At 45.0% G+C, this 16,792-nt stretch carries 10 protein-coding genes; 4 read left to right on the top strand and 6 right to left on the bottom strand.

Annotated elements, in window-relative coordinates; all coding sequences use genetic code 11:
• Window positions 1–547: 547 nt before the first annotated feature.
• The 4 genes from FLM53_RS15795 (at window position 548) to FLM53_RS15780 (ending at window position 7,083) form a co-directional block, all read left to right on the top strand.
• Entirely contained in the window at window positions 548–1,765 is a 1,218-nt protein-coding gene (locus tag FLM53_RS15795; protein WP_048660527.1) for a ParA family protein, read from the top strand.
• A gap of 5 nt (window positions 1,766–1,770) precedes the next feature.
• Window positions 1,771–2,745 (top strand): ParB/RepB/Spo0J family partition protein, encoded by a 975-nt coding sequence (locus FLM53_RS15790; RefSeq protein ID WP_132761652.1) that lies wholly within the window; start codon window positions 1,771–1,773, stop codon window positions 2,743–2,745.
• 93 nt (window positions 2,746–2,838) lie between these two features.
• Complete coding sequence (locus FLM53_RS15785) at window positions 2,839–4,980, top strand: tRNA(Met) cytidine acetyltransferase TmcA (RefSeq protein WP_176679077.1); 2,142 nt, start codon at window positions 2,839–2,841, stop codon at window positions 4,978–4,980.
• A gap of 432 nt (window positions 4,981–5,412) precedes the next feature.
• On the top strand, window positions 5,413–7,083 hold the full coding sequence (locus tag FLM53_RS15780; protein ID WP_176679078.1) for a DUF342 domain-containing protein: 1,671 nt from the start codon (window positions 5,413–5,415) through the stop codon (window positions 7,081–7,083).
• Window positions 7,084–7,207: 124 nt separating this feature from the next.
• On the opposite strand, the gene FLM53_RS15775 is transcribed toward FLM53_RS15780, so the two are convergent.
• The 6 genes from FLM53_RS15775 to FLM53_RS15750 all read right to left on the bottom strand — a co-directional run bounded on the left by FLM53_RS15775 (window position 7,208) and on the right by FLM53_RS15750 (window position 16,780).
• Complete coding sequence (locus FLM53_RS15775; RefSeq protein ID WP_176679079.1) at window positions 7,208–9,322, bottom strand: type I secretion system permease/ATPase; 2,115 nt, start codon at window positions 9,320–9,322, stop codon at window positions 7,208–7,210.
• Window positions 9,323–9,340: 18 nt separating this feature from the next.
• Complete coding sequence (locus FLM53_RS15770; RefSeq protein WP_176679080.1) at window positions 9,341–11,251, bottom strand: LapD/MoxY N-terminal periplasmic domain-containing protein; 1,911 nt, start codon at window positions 11,249–11,251, stop codon at window positions 9,341–9,343.
• 5 nt (window positions 11,252–11,256) lie between these two features.
• Window positions 11,257–11,925 carry a transglutaminase-like cysteine peptidase gene (locus FLM53_RS15765; protein WP_017629972.1) on the bottom strand — a complete coding sequence of 223 codons (669 nt, stop codon included), beginning with the start codon at window positions 11,923–11,925 and terminating at the stop codon, window positions 11,257–11,259.
• A gap of 59 nt (window positions 11,926–11,984) precedes the next feature.
• Window positions 11,985–13,376: an HlyD family type I secretion periplasmic adaptor subunit gene (locus FLM53_RS15760; RefSeq protein ID WP_176679081.1), complete on the bottom strand. Its 1,392-nt coding sequence runs from the start codon at window positions 13,374–13,376 to the stop codon at window positions 11,985–11,987.
• A 112-nt stretch (window positions 13,377–13,488) separates the two neighbouring features.
• Entirely contained in the window at window positions 13,489–14,784 is a 1,296-nt protein-coding gene (locus FLM53_RS15755; RefSeq protein ID WP_176680054.1) for a sigma-54 dependent transcriptional regulator, read from the bottom strand.
• 85 nt (window positions 14,785–14,869) lie between these two features.
• Complete coding sequence (locus FLM53_RS15750) at window positions 14,870–16,780, bottom strand: ATP-binding protein (protein WP_176679082.1); 1,911 nt, start codon at window positions 16,778–16,780, stop codon at window positions 14,870–14,872.
• Between the last annotated feature and the right edge of the window lie 12 nt (window positions 16,781–16,792).

The following is a 16,792-nucleotide window of genomic DNA, read 5'->3' as shown; positions in this document are numbered from 1 at the left end:
TTCCGGAAGTTGATCATTTCGAACAGTCACTCATGCGGATCAATATTGATGAGTTTACACCTTGATCATGCTTCATAATACCGCCTTATCAATTCTCTTACGCCTGATGTATTCCATGATCATTCTTCCGTATTAGGTTCAACTCTCTTTTATCTAGTGACGCCTCATCTTGTCGTGGTTTTATATTAGCGATGCTATTTTGGGTTTTTTATTGTTTCTTGGTTGAAAAACTCACAATTTCGAATGCAAATCACACGAACCGTAATCTATGCTTGTATTTCAATCGTTCCGAAGGTTTTTTGCTGAAATTGCATTTACATTGTAAATAAGTGATGCTGTAACATTTAAAATCTAAGCCAGAAATAGCATGGTTGTGCATGATAAAAACGGTCATTTTTTGTGTTTGTCTCAGCCGTTGTTTCATCAAACTGTAAAAATACAGTCTATTTTATGTGATTTTACTCATAAATGTATGTTCATGTTTTTGTTGTGTTTGTTGTTAATCGCTGTACAATTTGTACTTAGTTAATCATTACGGAAACTGGCAATGAAAAGAGAACAAACGATTGATAAGCTCTATCAGCTGGCCGAACAAACTCAACAAGTTCAGGCTGACCGAATTGAGATTATTCTGGAAGAGCGAAGTGATGAACATTTCCCTCCAATGTCTAAAGCTATGATGGAGACTCGTTCAGGCTTAACTCGTCGAAAATTGGATGAGGCAATTACCAAGCTTGAAGCGGATGGTCACCAGTTTACAAAGAACAACGCCAATCATTACTCGATTTCATTGACTGAAGCTCACATGCTGATGGATGCGGCAGAAGTGCCAAAGTTCCACCAACGCAAACAGCACGCAGACAACAAACCTTGGATTATCAACGTACAAAACCAGAAGGGTGGTACAGGTAAATCAATGACGGCGGTTCACCTAGCGGCTTGTTTGTCTCTGAATTTAGACAAGCGTTACCGTATCTGTCTGATTGACTTGGATCCACAAGGTTCATTACGTCTGTTCTTAAACCCGCAAATCAGTGGTGCAGAGCACGACAGTATCTATTCTGCCGTTGATATCATGTTGGACAACGTGCCTGAAGGCCAAGATGTTGACCTAGAGTTTCTTCGCAAAAACGTACTCTTACCAACTCAGTATCCAAACCTAAAGACAATTTCTGCCTTCCCTGAAGATGCGATGTTTAACGCTGAAGCGTGGCAAAGCCTCTCTCAAGATCAGTCACTTGATATCGTTCGTCTTCTTAAAGAGAAGCTTATCGACAAAATCGCTGACGACTTTGATGTGATTATGATTGATACCGGCCCGCACGTAGATCCACTAGTGTGGAACGCAATGTACGCGTCGAACGCTCTTCTTATTCCATGTGCTGCAAAGCGTTTAGACTGGGCTTCAACGGTTAACTTCTTCCAGCACTTACCAACCGTGTACGAGATGTTCCCGGACGATTGGAAAGGGCTTGAGTTTGTTCGTCTGATGCCAACCATGTTTGAAGATGACAATAAGAAGCAGGTTTCGGTTCTCACTGAAATGAACTACCTGCTGAATGACCAAGTGATGATGGCGACGATTCCAAGAAGCCGCGCATTTGAAACCTGCGCCGATACCTACAGCACGGTTTTCGACCTCACGGTTAGCGACTTCGAAGGTGGTAAGAAAACTCTGGCTGTCGCTCAAGACGCAGTACAAAAAAGTGCTCTAGAATTAGAGCGTGTATTACACAGCAACTGGCCTTCACTTAATCAGGGATAACAAGAATGGCAATTAAAACATCTGACTTAAATGCAAAGCTATTTGGTAAAGCAAACAAACGTCGCGTAGCAACGCCTCAAGAAGCGCAAACCGCGGCTAAAGAACAGGCTCAAGTGATTGAACTTTCAGTTGCGGGCGAAGAGTTGGTTTCATTTGAATTGGTTCGAATTCCTGCTTCTGAAGTAGCGACTCGAACGGTTGTTTTCGAAGAGAACGCGCGTGAGCAATCTTTCCTTAATGAACATGCGCTTTCTGACGTACTGACAACGTTAAAAGAACGCGGCCAGCAATACCCAGCGGTTGGTCGTAAGAACAAAGACGGTAAGATTGAAGTTCTTGATGGTAGCCGTCGTCGTATGTCATGTATTTTGGCTGACAAAGAGTTCCTTATCTATGTTGCTGAAAACATTAACGGCGACCATGCTAAATTCTTATCTGATGTTGCAAACGCTCACAAACCACTTTCTCTGTATGAGAAGGGCAAAGAGATGCAAGCGAAGCTAGATAAAGGCGAAGCTGAAGACCAAAAAGCACTAGCGAAAATGTTCCAGTGCAGCGAAGCTTTGGTTAGTGGCGCATTGAAAGCGGCCGCTTTGCCACTTGAATTACTGCAAGCTTACCCAAATGTGAGCGACCTTGGTCGTCCAACGATTGTTAAACTACACAAACAATTTGGTGGCCTAACGAGCGAACAACAACAAACACTACTGACTAAGTGTGATGCTTCAGAAGGTTTTGTATGGCAGCGCAGTGAAGCTCAAGGCGTAACTCGCTTGACCAAAGACGTTACTGAAACCCTAGAAGGTTGGATTCTTGAATTGGCACCTGCGCCAGCTAAGAAAGCGTCTCCAAAAGTTGAACTAATTAAAGGCCGCGCTTCATACAGCCGTAAAGGTTCAAACTTAGCGCTAAATCTTAAGAAAGTTGATGATGCGACGATGGAAGAAATCCTGGCGTTCGTACAATCGAAGCTCGATTAAATCGACAACTTTCCCTTACTACTCTAAAGCCGCTTTATGCGGCTTTTTATTTGGCTGTGATAAACTGTGTTTAGACGAATCTGGACACTAACTATGACAAACCCAACCAACACTTTTCTACACACACTTTCTAATATCGCTCAGCATAATGATCACCGCTATGGCGTTGTCTTTGATGGCGATTTCGATTGGCAAAACTCCTCTGTTACAACCTTCCTTCAAGACGCAGATTCTCAAACCGTTTTCCAGATTGGTGGCGCTCCGTTCGAAGGTGCGATTCACGCGCCAGTAAAAAAAGGCCAACAACTTCTTGGCCGTGAATGCCAAGTGCTTGTGTGTGATTTTAGAGAGCAGTTTGATGCGAATGGTTTTAGTGCTGCGCTGGGGTCGTTAGTTGGTGGTGGGTTGTTGTTGGTGTTAGCACCAAAAATTGATGACTCTGAAGATAGCGAATGCTTTGGTCAATCTTGGTTAAAGCGACATTTTGATAAGCTGCTTTCTGTTTCGCAAAGTGACGAACAGGTGAATGTGATCGAAGCGGTTAATTCGCTTCCTCAAAAACTCAATCACGACAGCTCGGCTGACCGATTTGAACAGCAAAAAACGGCGATTGAGTTAGTTAAGAAAGTCGTCACAGGACATCGAAAACGCCCACTTATTTTAACTGCTGACAGAGGTCGAGGTAAAAGCTCAACTTTGGGTATTGCAGCCGCGCAGCTTTTGGCAGAGCGACAGGGCTTAAATATTATTGTTACTGCTCCCTCTGTAAAAGCAATTGAGCCCGTATTTTCTCATGCGTTACAGAGACTCGATACGTGTGAAGTCATTAACGCGACTCACATTGGTTATCAAGGTGGAAGTTTAAGATTTGTCGCGCCAGATGAATTACTTAAATCTAAGCTTGAGTGCGATCTGTTGTTGGTTGATGAAGCGGCCGCCATTCCAATCCCAATGCTTAAATCTATGGTCGATAGTTATCACCGCATGGTTTTTTCAACCACAGTTCATGGTTACGAAGGCAGTGGGCGAGGGTTTGGAATCAAATTTGAAGCTTGGCTTTCTGAACATCGCCCTGGATGGAAGGGCTACAAGCTTGAACAACCTATCCGTTGGAATAACAACGACCCACTAGAGCGTTGGCTATTTGATTGTTTCCTGCTTGGTGAAGATGCGTGCCCGAGTGAATCAGCTGTTTATAAGTCGGAAGATTTTTCCGATGATGCACTCAACCAACTTAGCTTGGTTGAGTTGTCAAAAGCAGACTGCTTGGTTAACCCTCAAAAACTTCAACAATGTTTTTCTCTTTTAGTCGATGCCCATTATCAGACGTCTCCTAATGATTTAATGCAGTTCCTCGATAACCCAGCTATTCATTTATTTGCCGCTTGGCAGCGAGATAAGTGTCTTGGTTGTATGTTGGTGACGGAGGAGGGCGGTTTAGATAAAGAATTGATTGCACAAGTTCAAGTTGGAAAACGTCGTCCACAAGGTCACCTTGCGCCAGTTCTGTTAGCTAACCAGCTTGGCTCTGTTAAAGCTGCAACTAGCCGCTGTCTTCGAGTGATGCGCATTGCCGTCTCGACACGTCATCAAGGTTTGGGTATTGGCCGTTGGATGTTAGGGCAATTATCTGAGCAAGCTGTACAAACAGAGCAAGTTGATTATTTGGCGACAAGCTTCGGTGCGACTAGTGATTTGATTTCTTTCTGGCGTGATAGTGGATTTGTGCCTGTTCATATTGGCCACCAGCGAGATCAGGCAAGCGGTTGTCACTCTGTATTGATGGTTAAGTCGCTTAACCCAAACGCTCAAATCTGGATGAGCCAACTGCAAAATCACTTTGAGCGTAGGTTCTGTTTTGTTGTTTCTGGCTCTTTGGCTTCTCTCGAAGTTGATATGGTGCGCGCATTACTGCCAAGGCAAGCGGAATCTATGGCTGAGTCTGAAATCCAACTCATCAGGAATTATGTCGATGGCGGCAATAGTTACGACAGCATTGGTTTCAGTGTCCTGAATCTGATTCTGCAGAGTAATGCTCGTCAAGCTCACATAGCTGAATCTGACGTTATAACCGATACAGATTTCGCCGTTTCTGATTTGCTTATCGCGAAAGTCATTCAGCAGAAAGAGTGGGGGACTTGTGTCGAACAGTTTAATCTTGTTGGGCGAAAACAAGCCGAAATTCAATTCCGACAAGATGTCGATTTCCTATTATCAAATTTACACTGTAAATAGGCAGTTTGGTTTCCCATCCCGTTTTCAGCGTTAATTAGATTTACAGTGTAAATTAGAATATTCGATTTACACTGTAAACTGAAACTTCACATCCAAGTCCAGTTTTACCTTCATCATCGCTTTCATTGTCGCCCTCACCATTTCTAATTCACTCTCTTTAATATAGCCCTTAATCTTCTAATCCTATCCGTTTTTATCAGATTGCGATCACATCTGTTCAACGTTCACTCGCATGGGAAATGCTGAAACTGTTCACCTTTATATTTGTAAAGTTGAAGCGGATCATAAAATAGTTAAGTCTTATTTATGAGTCATGTTTGCAGAATCGAAAGTAAGTGATGTGACGCTGATTATTCTAATAATGTGATACTAAGCGCAGAATGAATTATATAGACTGAATAACAACTGAGTCATTAGGGATACTCAATTCGAATGTGGGATAACATCGTTACACTGTCGGAAGATAAGCAACAAGTGATGGCATGTCTGCCGTCGGGTTTTGTGGTCGACGCAAGCTTTGACAATAAGACTCTGCCACCAGCCTTAGAAGCTTTGAATGCATCTAACTATTTTCTTTTTGAAGATGAGGTGCTGCGTTTTGTGACTCTTGCAAAAGAGGGCAAAGGAGAAGCGTATGAAGGAATCTTGATTGCAGAAGTTCGTAATGCCAGTGTAACGGTCGAATTAACTGATGATGAGATGCTAGCAAGTCTAGTGGTCACTGGCCCGTATAATGGACACCCACTACGCGGTAGCGACATCATTCATTGTTTAGCACAAGCTCACATCACAAAGGGAATTAATAAGTTAGCGCTCAGAAAAGTATTGATGATGAGTAGCAAACTTAAGCCCGGAGAAAAGTTTACGCAGCCCGTCGCCAAGGGAACACAACCCGTAAAAGGTAAAGACGCAAAGTTCGCGGCCTTGGTTGAAGACATTACTCGACAAGTTTTGAAACCTCGCAGTAAAGACGAAGGCAAGATTGATATGCGAGACTTGGGAGAAACCATTACCGTTGGTCAAAACGACCAGTTAATGAAACGCACTCCCGCGACTAAAGGCATCGCTGGCTTTACCGTCCAAGGTCGAATTATCCCGCCACTTCCGGGACAAGACAGTTTAATCAAGCCTGGCAAGGGCACCTACATTTCTCCTGATGACCCCAACTTATTACTCGCCTCTTATCCCGGATTACCCATCATCAAAGACCGCACCATTGAAGTCGATGATGCCTTGTGTGTTAGTAATGTCGATGTATCCACCGGACACGTCAAATTCAAAGGCAATGTGTTTGTCTCTGGCAACATTGAACCGGGAATGATTGTGAAAGCCACTGGCAGTATTACTGTGGGTGGTTTTATTGAATCGGCCGAAGTTCAGGCTCAAGGTGATATCAAAGTCGCGAAAGGCATTATCGGCCACACTACGAAAGAGGGTGAAGCGAAAAGTTGTAAGGTATTCAGCAAAGGTTCCATCACCGCGAGCTACGCTCAGAATGCAGAACTGCAAACCGCCGGTGACATTCGACTTGGCGTGCACAGCATGAGTAACGACATTCGCTGTGGAAACAATCTTGTCGTAATGGATACCATGAAGAAACATGGCACGCTCAGTGGTGGCGAAGCCAAAGTCGGTGGAAAGGTCGAATGTGTGTTCTTAGGCGTAGAGGGCGACACGGCAACTAAGGTTCATGGTTTTGCTCGTTACGATGGATACCGACAGAAAATCGCTGAACTAAAGGAAACCTATAAACACACCCAAGAACAAACAATGGATGTGATTCGCCAAGAACTCGAATTTAAGAAGCGACCAAAAGCTGAGAGAAGCGAAGAGCAAGCGTTGGAAATAGAACAACAACGAGAAAAGAACAACCAAGCGATTGAAAACACCAAATCACAGCTAGATACACTAGAAGCAGAGTTTGAAACCAACCTTGCTGAATGCACAGTTGAAGCGCACGAAAAAGTGTACACCCGTGTGACGATTCAGTTTGGTGATGAAACAGTAACAACGAAACGAACTCACGGCGGGAGCGTTTTCTCATTCAACCAATATGAGATTCAGTGTTCGTTTAAGATGGAACAAGAAGACATTGCTTTGTAGCCTATCTTCATAAGATAAAGCGATGCATAGCCTAAGTGCCAAGACTAACAAATAAAAAAGGGGGAGCTGATGCTCCCCCTTTTTGGTTTCTATAATATTGGCTGTTTTGAGCCCGTGTCTTGAGTTAGCTCACCGCTCTTACTTTACCTTGTTTGAGGTCTGACAGAACTTGCGCTTTCGGACCATCGGCGATGATGCAGCCTTTCTCCATTACGATCACTCGGTCGACAATATCCAGCATCGATGTTTTGTGTGTGATTAGGATTAACGTCTCGCTTGGAAGCAACTGGTTGAGCTGGTGCTTAATGTGCATCTCTGAACGGTTATCCATAGCGCTGGTCGGTTCATCCATTAACAGCACTGGCGGACGGCCTAGGAAGGCTCTGGCAATCGCAATCGACTGACGCTGGCCACCAGAAAGTAACGCACCGCCTTCACCGACTTGACGCTCTAGGCCAGCAGGGTCTTGCTGAGTAAATGCGGTAACGCCTGCACGGTTCGCAGCATCCATCACATCACGGTCATCTACTAAAGGGCGACCAAGAGTGATGTTGTCTCTTACCGAACCGTAGAACAGATTACTGTCTTGCGGTACACAGCCTATATTGCGTCGTACGTCGACATGGTGAAGTTGTTCCATGTCGGTGTCATCTATACGTACATGGCCCTCTGTGGGCTTGTACAGGCCCATAATCAGGCGTTCTAGTGTGGTTTTACCTGAACCGATACGTCCAATGATCGCTACTTTCTCACCAGGTCTAATATGCAGAGTTAAATCTCTGATAGAAGCGACTGGCGAATCCGGATAGTGGAACGTCACTTTGTCGAGTGAGATATGGCCTTGGATAATAGGGCGGTGGATGTAGCGCTTACCTTCTTCCTGTTCATCCGGCATCGACATGACTTGCTCAATCAACGTCATCGATGATTTTGCTTGGTTGTAACGAGTCGAAAGCAGTGATAGCTGAACAAGAGGACCAATCGCTCGGCCACTCAACATGGTTGCAGCGATCAAGCCACCCATAGTTAGTTCACCTTCCGCAATTAAGTACACACCAAAAATGATCATGCCTACGTTGGTACTTTGCTGAACAAAGCCCGCCGTATTTTGGATGCTGTCGGTAATGCGGCGACTTTTGATATTCCAGTTCGCCATGTGAGCAACCGCTTCTTCCCAACGGAATTGGAATTGGCTTTGCGCGCTGAACAGCTTAACCGTCTCTAAGCCAGCTAAACTCTCAATCAAGTTCGCATATTTTTGAGAAGCAAGACGGGAGCCTTCTTCAATGGTACGACGCAGTGGGCCCTGAATTAATAGTGCGTAGACGATCAGCACGACCACACCGGCCACAGGAACAAACACCAAGTTGCCAGCCATTAACCAAATTAAGGCCAAGAACATGAGCGCGAAGGGTAAGTCGATGAGCGAGCCAATGGTTGCCGAGGTAAAGAATTCACGAATGGATTCGAACTCTTGCAGGTTTTTAGCGAAAGCACCGACCGAAGCTGGTTTGGCTTCCATACGAATGCCCAACACTTTGCTGAAAAGTTTCGAGGAGATCAAGATATCGGATTTCTTACCTGCAACATCAATGAAGTAGCTTCGCATTAGCTTTAATAGCAGGTCGAACAGGAACACCACAAAGATACCACTCGCCAGCACCCATAAGGTTTCAAATGCTAGGTTGGGAACTACTTTGTCGTATACCAAACGCGTGAACATTGGTGCAGCAATGGCAAAGATGTTGATCAGAATAGAGGCGATCAACACATCACGATAGATGTTTTTCGATTCCCAAATCGTGCTCCAAAACCAGTGTCCTTTACGAGTTTTGAGAACCTCAGGTGAGCGTTCGTCGTAACGGAATTGTTTCTTTACTAAGAAGTAGCGGCCGATGAATTGCTCTTTCAATTCTTCCATTGGAATGATGATTGGCACCATTCCGCTTTCAGCCGTGATGATTTCTGCTTCTTGTTTTTCTAAATCGATACTGTTGAGAACACATGCCTCACCTTGTTTTAGCAGTAAAACAGCAGGCAGAATCAGGTGTGGAATGTTATCTAAGTCGGAACGGTTTTCTTTTGCTACTAATCCCGCACGCTCAGCAGAGCGTGGGAATAGGAAAGGGGTTAGCTTTCCATCAGTTAGTGGCAACCCATTGATCAACGCTTCGGGCGAGTTAGCTAACCCGTAATACCGGCTAACGTAGATCAGTGAGTTCAATAGTGGATCTTGCATGCGATATAACCCTTACAACTATTTATCAACAATGAAGCCTTGGAACACTTCTACGTAGTTATCAGATAGGATATCTAGCTGAGTTTGAGTTTCTATTCGAGACGCGATGGTCGTCACGCCAAGGTTATGAGCCGTTCGTGAGATCGACGTTAGGGTAAATTTCTGTTTTTCGTCATCAAGGTTATGTGTGAATAGGTAATCCAGCTTCACATAGCTTGGGCGGTACTCGTTGATGTAATCCAGTGATTGGAAGTTACGTCCGTAGTTGTCGACACCAAACACCGCTTCAGCGTTGCGAATGGTGTTACACAATAGCGCCGTGTAGTGCGGAACGTTGATGAAACAGTTTTCTGGAATCTCAAAATGCAGCAGGTGAGCGACAGAGGCATTTTGCTCAAGTGTTTTGCCAATCCAGCGGATGAAGCTTGGCTGAGAAATGCTACTTGGCGAGATGTTGATAGCAATCGGGCTTGTAACTTCATTGGCATTAAGCTTTTCAATCATCTTCTCGATAACGTATTGGTCGAGAATGTGGCTCATTTCAAGCTGCTCTAGTGCGTACAGATATTGGTTCGCACCGTAACGGACACCGTCTTTCTCAATCGCAGAGAACACCTCTTGGTGGTACGTTTTACCAAAGGCATTGTTTGCAGCTTGCAGACGGAAGGTGACTAGGTCGTTGATGATCGCTTCTTCAACCAACATACGCCATTGTTGTTTACCCATTACCGCACCGTGGTCGTCAGCGGTGACGTAGCCATAAGCAAGCTCGCGGTTCGCTTTGGCACTTGAAAGTGCGTTATCCACCAGCGACATGATTTCGGTACTGGTTTTGCGCTTGTTGCTGTAGGTCACACCCAGTGCAATGTGTGGGTTCGCCATGCCTGTTGGATCTGAACCTAGGCTTTGAATGCAGTTCACGATGCTGCTAGCAACAAGTTTAAGTTCGCTTTCGTCAATGTTTGGCATGATGAAGCCAAATTCATCGCTAGAGATACGTGCGATGGTGATGTCTGGTGATGAAATAGAAGCCTGTAATTGTTCTGCCAGTTGGTGAACTAAGGCATCACCTTCTTGATAGCCTTTTTCATCGTATTCTTCGCTAATAAATTCCGCTTTCAGTACGGCCAAACCACCTAAGCTCGATTCTTCTAACCACTGAGTTAATTGAGACATGTAGTAAGCGCGGTTACCTAGCTGCGACACAGGGTCGATGTACGCTCTTTCACGCAGCTTCTGAGCCTCTTTTGCTTGGTTCTTAAATGCTAATTCCACTTGAGTCGACATGTGGTTGATGCCATCGACAACTAAGATCAGATCTTTTGTTTTCGGACGAACCAGAGGTTCACCAAATTGATTCTTCGCGATCTGATCCATTTTGGTAATGATCAATGCTAACGGACGTAATGCTCGCTTGAGGATCCATGAAATCGACACCAAACCCAGTAGGAAGATCGATCCAAAGATGGTCAGTAGGCGTGTAAATGCTTGCCAAAGTTGATCATAAGCCGGACCCGGGTGACTGACGATCTCAACTTCTGCTAGCTGCATCCAACCACTGGTGATCACTCGGCGGTCATGAACTGGCTCAAACAAATTTAGGTTGGTAAACCACTGTGGTACGCCTGTTGATTTAACAGGGTATGAGCGGAGAATATCCTCGCCGCTGTCTAAGAAAATCAATCGAACGACGGAATAAGAACTGCCATCAAACAGGGCGTTGATAACAGACTCCACCGCCACCTTGTCCTTTTCTTCGAGGTAAGGGGCGAGAGCCAGTCCAACAGTATTAATGGTATTACTTACCTCAGAGCGTTGCTGCTCCTCTAAGTATCCACGGGTGGTATTGAATTCGATCATAAAAACTGACGTCATCAGTAGTATGAACACCGCAACCATCCCGACCACAAGCTGTTTATATAAAGTCATTGTACCTACTCATCGTAATTGATAATGGGTTTGTTTAATTTTAGAGAGCGCTCACGGGAACGTAAGTCGTTCCATAAGCTCAATCTTGAAGATTTCCCTGCTAGCTTACCGCTGCCCGCTGCTGACTTGATTAACCAAAGGTTTTTACCGTTAAAACTGTAAATTGGTCGTAGGTCTGGGCGTTTGGAACCGCGTTTTATTTCAGGGTTTAAGTTGTCTAAAATTAGTGGCTCTGCACTGGGTGTTGAGTAGTACGCCAACACCATGTGGAATTGGTTTAACTCAAGTGCTTTTACGTACACTAATCGTAATTTCTTATCTGGGACGCCAAGCTCAAGCAAAGAGAAGTATTTTGCGATAGTGAAGTCTTCACAGTCGCCGGCATTACTGCCCAGAAACTCCAGTGGTGTCGCCCAGTAGTCGTTCTTTCCCCACAGAATGGTGTCGTCGACAAAGTACATCTGGTTGAAGAACTGGTTTACCGACCTGAGTTTCTCTTTCTCACTTAACCCGTCGTAAGACGTCATGTTTGAGCGCCATGTCGCCACTCGTTTTCCGGCTCTGTCACCGTAAGTTTTGGTGACCGCATCTATCCATCGTTGATCGCTTTTGTTAAGCGCCACAGAGGTAAAAGAGGTGAGGACCAGCAGCAACAGCGATATCCGAGACTTCATAGCCTCTGCTCTTGTCTGTTTGCTGTGTATTGAAAGGCGTTGTTAAACATCAAACGTCCTTACTCTTTTAGTGCGTTGTTTTGAGCGCTTAATATTGGCTTCAACATGTATTCAAGCACGGTTCTTTTGCCCGTGATGATGTCGACAGAGGCCGTCATTCCCGGAATGATTGGCAGTTCTTCGTTTTTACCAAAATTGTGTTTTTCGGTGCGTACACGCACGATGTAGAAGCTGTTGCCTTCTTCATCTTGGGTGGTATCGGCACTGATGTGCTCTAACACGCCTTCTAAACCACCGTATTTGGTGAAGTCGTAAGCACTGAATTTAACGATGGCTGTCAGTTCTGGGCGCAGGAAGGCGATGTCTTGAGGAGCTATTTTTGCTTCGACCAATAGAGAATCTTCAGTCGGTACAATCTCTACGATGTCCATACCCGGTTGGATAACACCGCCTACGGTATTAATGCCAAGCGTTTTAACGGTTCCGGTTACCGGAGAAACTACGACAGTACGGTTTACTCTGTCTTCAAGGCCAACGGCCGATTCGGTCAGTGCAGAGAGCTTATCTTGTGCTTGATTGAGCTTTTCTTGTTGTTCTGATCGGAAGTTCAACGCGGCATCAATACGGCTGAGCATAGATTCTTTGATGGCTGAACGTAGGAGGGGGACTTTGAGTTCGCTTGAGGTCATTTCTCGGCGAGTGTCATTCACTTGTCTTTGGAGCTTTAGTAACTCAATGCGTGGTACCACACCTTCATCGGCAAGGGGCTTGGTGATATCCAGTTCTTGGCGAGCAAATTGGTAGCTCTGTTTTAGGTTGCGGACACGTGCTTTAATTTCGATAAGGTCTTGTTGTTTCTGTTCAACTTGTTGATCAAAAACAGAAAGTTGGTTTTTTAGGTTGTTAAGGTCTTGGCGGTATTCTGCTTTTTGACGATTAACCAGTTGAGGTTGAAGCTCGTAGAACTTAGGTGGGAAGGCGAGCTTACCGTAATCGAGAGTGACACTTTTTTTCCACTCTTTTTCAGAGAAATCTTCGTTGATAACGACACTGGTTAATGAAGCAGAGAGCATTAACACGTTGGCGGTTAAGTTGGCGACCTGTTGTTCACGCTCACGGAAGTCTGAACGAAATCGAGTGTCATCGATCAAAAGTAGTTGTTGGCCTTTTTGAACTTGTTGACCTTCTTTAACTAAAATCTCCTTAACTAGGCCACCCTCAAGGTTTTGCACCACTTGGATTTGGGAAGAGGGGATGACCTTGCCTTGGCCAACGGTGACTTTGTCTATTTCAGCCCAAGCGGACCACCCAATAGCAGCAATAAAAAACAGAACGATCACCCACAACATAATACGCGCACTGGTCGGCGTATTGAGGAGTAGCGCCGCGGTTTTATCGTCGACGTACTCAAGTTCGGTTTCGTTCAATTTGCTGAAATTCTTCTGGCTCATAACAGTCCTTGTTTGCTAAATAAAAGTGCAAGCCTATTGAGTGTATTCTTACTTTTGATAAATGTTAAGATTTTGCTCCTTTAAATCTTTGAATTTATATATTTTTTAGATCCTATCGATTTTTGAAATCCGTTTTATCGAGTTGATGCTTTCTTAGCTTGTCATAGAGCGTTTTTCGCGACACTTGCAGCTCTTGTTGTACTTCTTTTAAGCGTCCTTGATGGCGGTGTAGTGCCTCGATCAAGATAATCTGCTCAAAGCTATCAGTACGTTGGCTTAATGATTGTTGTTGCTCTTCAATACTTACATCAAGTTGGCTTTCGTCGTTTTGCTCATGTTCATCGTTGTCGAGTGACGGTTGCTTCACTTGAGTCAGCACTCTGAGTTCGGCATGTTGACGAAGCTGGCGAATGTTTTCACTCCAATGAGTGGTGATCAGCCGTTGAATCTCTTTCTCGGTGATAACTGGCGGTGGTAACTGATAGCGACTTGCTGCACCGCGAGCAAAATGTTTGAACAAAGAGCCTATATCTTCCGTTCTCTGCGCCAAGGGTAGTAAATTAAAACGGCGCAGTTCACCTGTAATTGTAGTAGGAACTACTGTAGTTGCGATAATGATACAAGTTGCATTGGTCTTGCATGAGTTTTCACGAAGTAGAGTGGGTTTTAGAGCGGCTAACCATAGCCATTGCTGCGAAGTTAACGCTTCTGTTTCATGGATATAGAGCGTTCCACCCTGATGTTTATGGAATAATTGCAGAACAAATTGATCAAACGTCGCTTGGTCATTACGGGGTAAATTGAATGCCGCGATAGGGCAAAGCTCGGCGGTTGAGTGGCTATGCAGATCGTGTGTGTACTGAGCGGTGATTCGTTTTCCCGTGCCGATATCGCCAACAAACAACAGCAGTGGGTTTTGTTTGCAATCTAATGTGATTAGTTCACGGCGTAATGTCTGCATCGATGGAGATTGGCCAATTAATTTGGGGCCAACCTGATTCTGCATCGCTAACTCTTTTCTTAATAGGTTGTTCTCTTCTACCAATGCGAGTTTGTCGGCTGCTTTTTTGACTGCCGTTAATAGGGCATCAACCACAAACGGCTTTTCCAGAAAATCATAAGCGCCGGTCTTCATCGCGGACACCGCAGTTTGCACATCACCATGTCCAGTCAGCACGATGATTTGAAAGTTAGGATTCTGGCTCAGCAACTTCTGGGTAAATTGAATACCGTCCATTACGGGCATGTGGATGTCAGTAATCACGATGCCTGCTTGTGCGACGTCTATCTGCTTGAGCGCCTCAACGGCATTAGGGAAGCAGACAATGTCGATGCCTTCAATCAGCATGGCTTGTTCTACCGAGTCTCGGATAGCGGGTTCATCGTCGACAAAATAGAGTTTGGGCATAGAGTGCAAAAGCCGATTCCTTAGCAGTATGTTGGATTAGAAGTAATGTGAAATTCGTTTTCTCGTTAACAATAACAACGATGCGCTAGTCGTTAACTTTGTATAACGGAATATTAAGCGAGAATACCATGCCTGTCGGCTCCAACAGGGTTGCACTGATCGAGCCGTGATACGCTTCAATAATCCGCTTCGATATAGAGAGTCCAAGCCCTAAGCCTTCTGGCTTGGTGGTGAAAAACGGGTCAAAAAGTTGTTCAAGCTTGTCGGCAGGCATGCCAATTCCATTATCCCAAATGATCACCTGACACATGTCTTCATGCAGCTGCCACTCAACGCCTATCTGTGGGATAGCTTGCTGGGCTGCTGCTTGTGGGAGCAAGGCTTGCTGATCGATGGCTTGCTGTTGAAGTGCTTGAGTTGCGTTGTGAATCAGATTCACCAGCACTTGTTCAAGCTCGGTTGGGTGAATCGCGATATTAATGTCATCTGGTACCGTGCTTAACCTGAGCGTGATGCCTTGCTTGATCATCAGTGCGCTGAGAATACTGGTGGCGTTGTTGATCGCTTGATGCAGATTCGCCACATGATGTTCCTGTTTGGTCACTTTACGAGTGAATACCTTTAGGCGGGCGATGATCTCAGTAATCGAAGTATTCAACGCGATCATTTTGCCTAGGTTGCTTTTCACCAAATCGGTTCGATCCATCTCAAGCAGTTTTAAGCTGTTCTCGCTGTAGGTTCTGAGTGCCGCAAGCGGTTGGTTGATTTCATGGTTAATACTGGCTGACAGCTCGCCCAGAACGGCTAATTTGGCGGTTTGGGTCAGCTCTTGTTCTGTTTGTTTCAACTTCAATTGCGATTCTTGGTACTGAAAGATGGTTTGCTGAAGCTGCTGATTCGATTGCTTTAGATACTGAGTGCGCTTATCTACCGTTTGTTCCAGGTTTTGGTTGAGTCGGGTCAACGCCACTTTCGCTACGTAGGTTTGGCGCCATGACCAAGCAATCAGCATTACTAAGCTATAAATAACAACAAAGATGATGTCGATCTGCATCACCTTAAGCAGTTCAGCTTTGGTCTCTTTCAAAGCCACCACTTGATATTGGTTGTCGCTGACGGCTGCAGGGTAAAGATTAAAAGTCCCAAGCTTGAATAACTGGTTGGCGGTTAGCTCTTTTCGGATCTCGCTGGATTGACGGTGGTTAGCCTGGCTGGCGCTGTTAGCTTCTGGCTGAGAGCTTGAAGAGCGAAAGGCTTCAATGATCGAAATTTCGCTCTGACCGTATTGGCGTTGAAGTGCGATATCGGTCTGTTGTTGCTCAGTTAATGGCAGCAAAGAATGATAAAGCCAAGGCGCTTGGCTTGAAAGAAACACCACTTGGTTTGAGTCGAGTACTACGATCTCAAAATCGTCGCTAGTCAGTATGTTCTCTAGGTTTTCTAGGCTGACTTTTACGGTGATAACCCCGACGATTTCCTCGTCAATATACAAAGGCGAAGACAGAAAATAACCTCGTACGTCCGAGCGAGCACCTAGCGCGACATATTGTGTCTTGTTGCCTTTAATTGCAGAAGCAAAGTAGGGACGAAACGAGAAGTTTTCACCAACAAAAGTTCGTGGCTTTTGATAGTTACTTGAGGCTACGACAGTGCCGCTCGGGTCATGGATATAGATGGTGTCCGCTTGGCTTTGTCCCGACCATTCGAATAACAAGTTATTGAGCTGCGCCGCGGAAATCCTGTCTGCTTGTGGTGATTTGTCGAAGTAAGACAGCAAGCGCGGATCGTGGCTGAGCAGATCGGGGATCTGCTTGAATTTATCCAACTCAGAATCGATTTGTAGATTCGCTTTATTGGCCGCTTCGTTGAGTTGTTGAGTGACGATTTTTTCTTGAAATTGCACTGCCAAAAAGTGTGTTGCGGTCAACCCTGCTGCTCCTAGTAGCAACGAGAATAAAACGAAGGGCGTCATTAGGTTAGGCAGTATTTTGGTCACTGGGATCTCAGC

The sequence above is a fragment of the Vibrio sp. Scap24 genome, assembly GCF_013394185.1.
Taxonomy (GTDB): domain Bacteria; phylum Pseudomonadota; class Gammaproteobacteria; order Enterobacterales; family Vibrionaceae; genus Vibrio; species Vibrio pomeroyi.
Note: the sequence above shows the minus strand (reverse complement) of the source record. Positions and strands in the feature narration are given on the sequence as shown.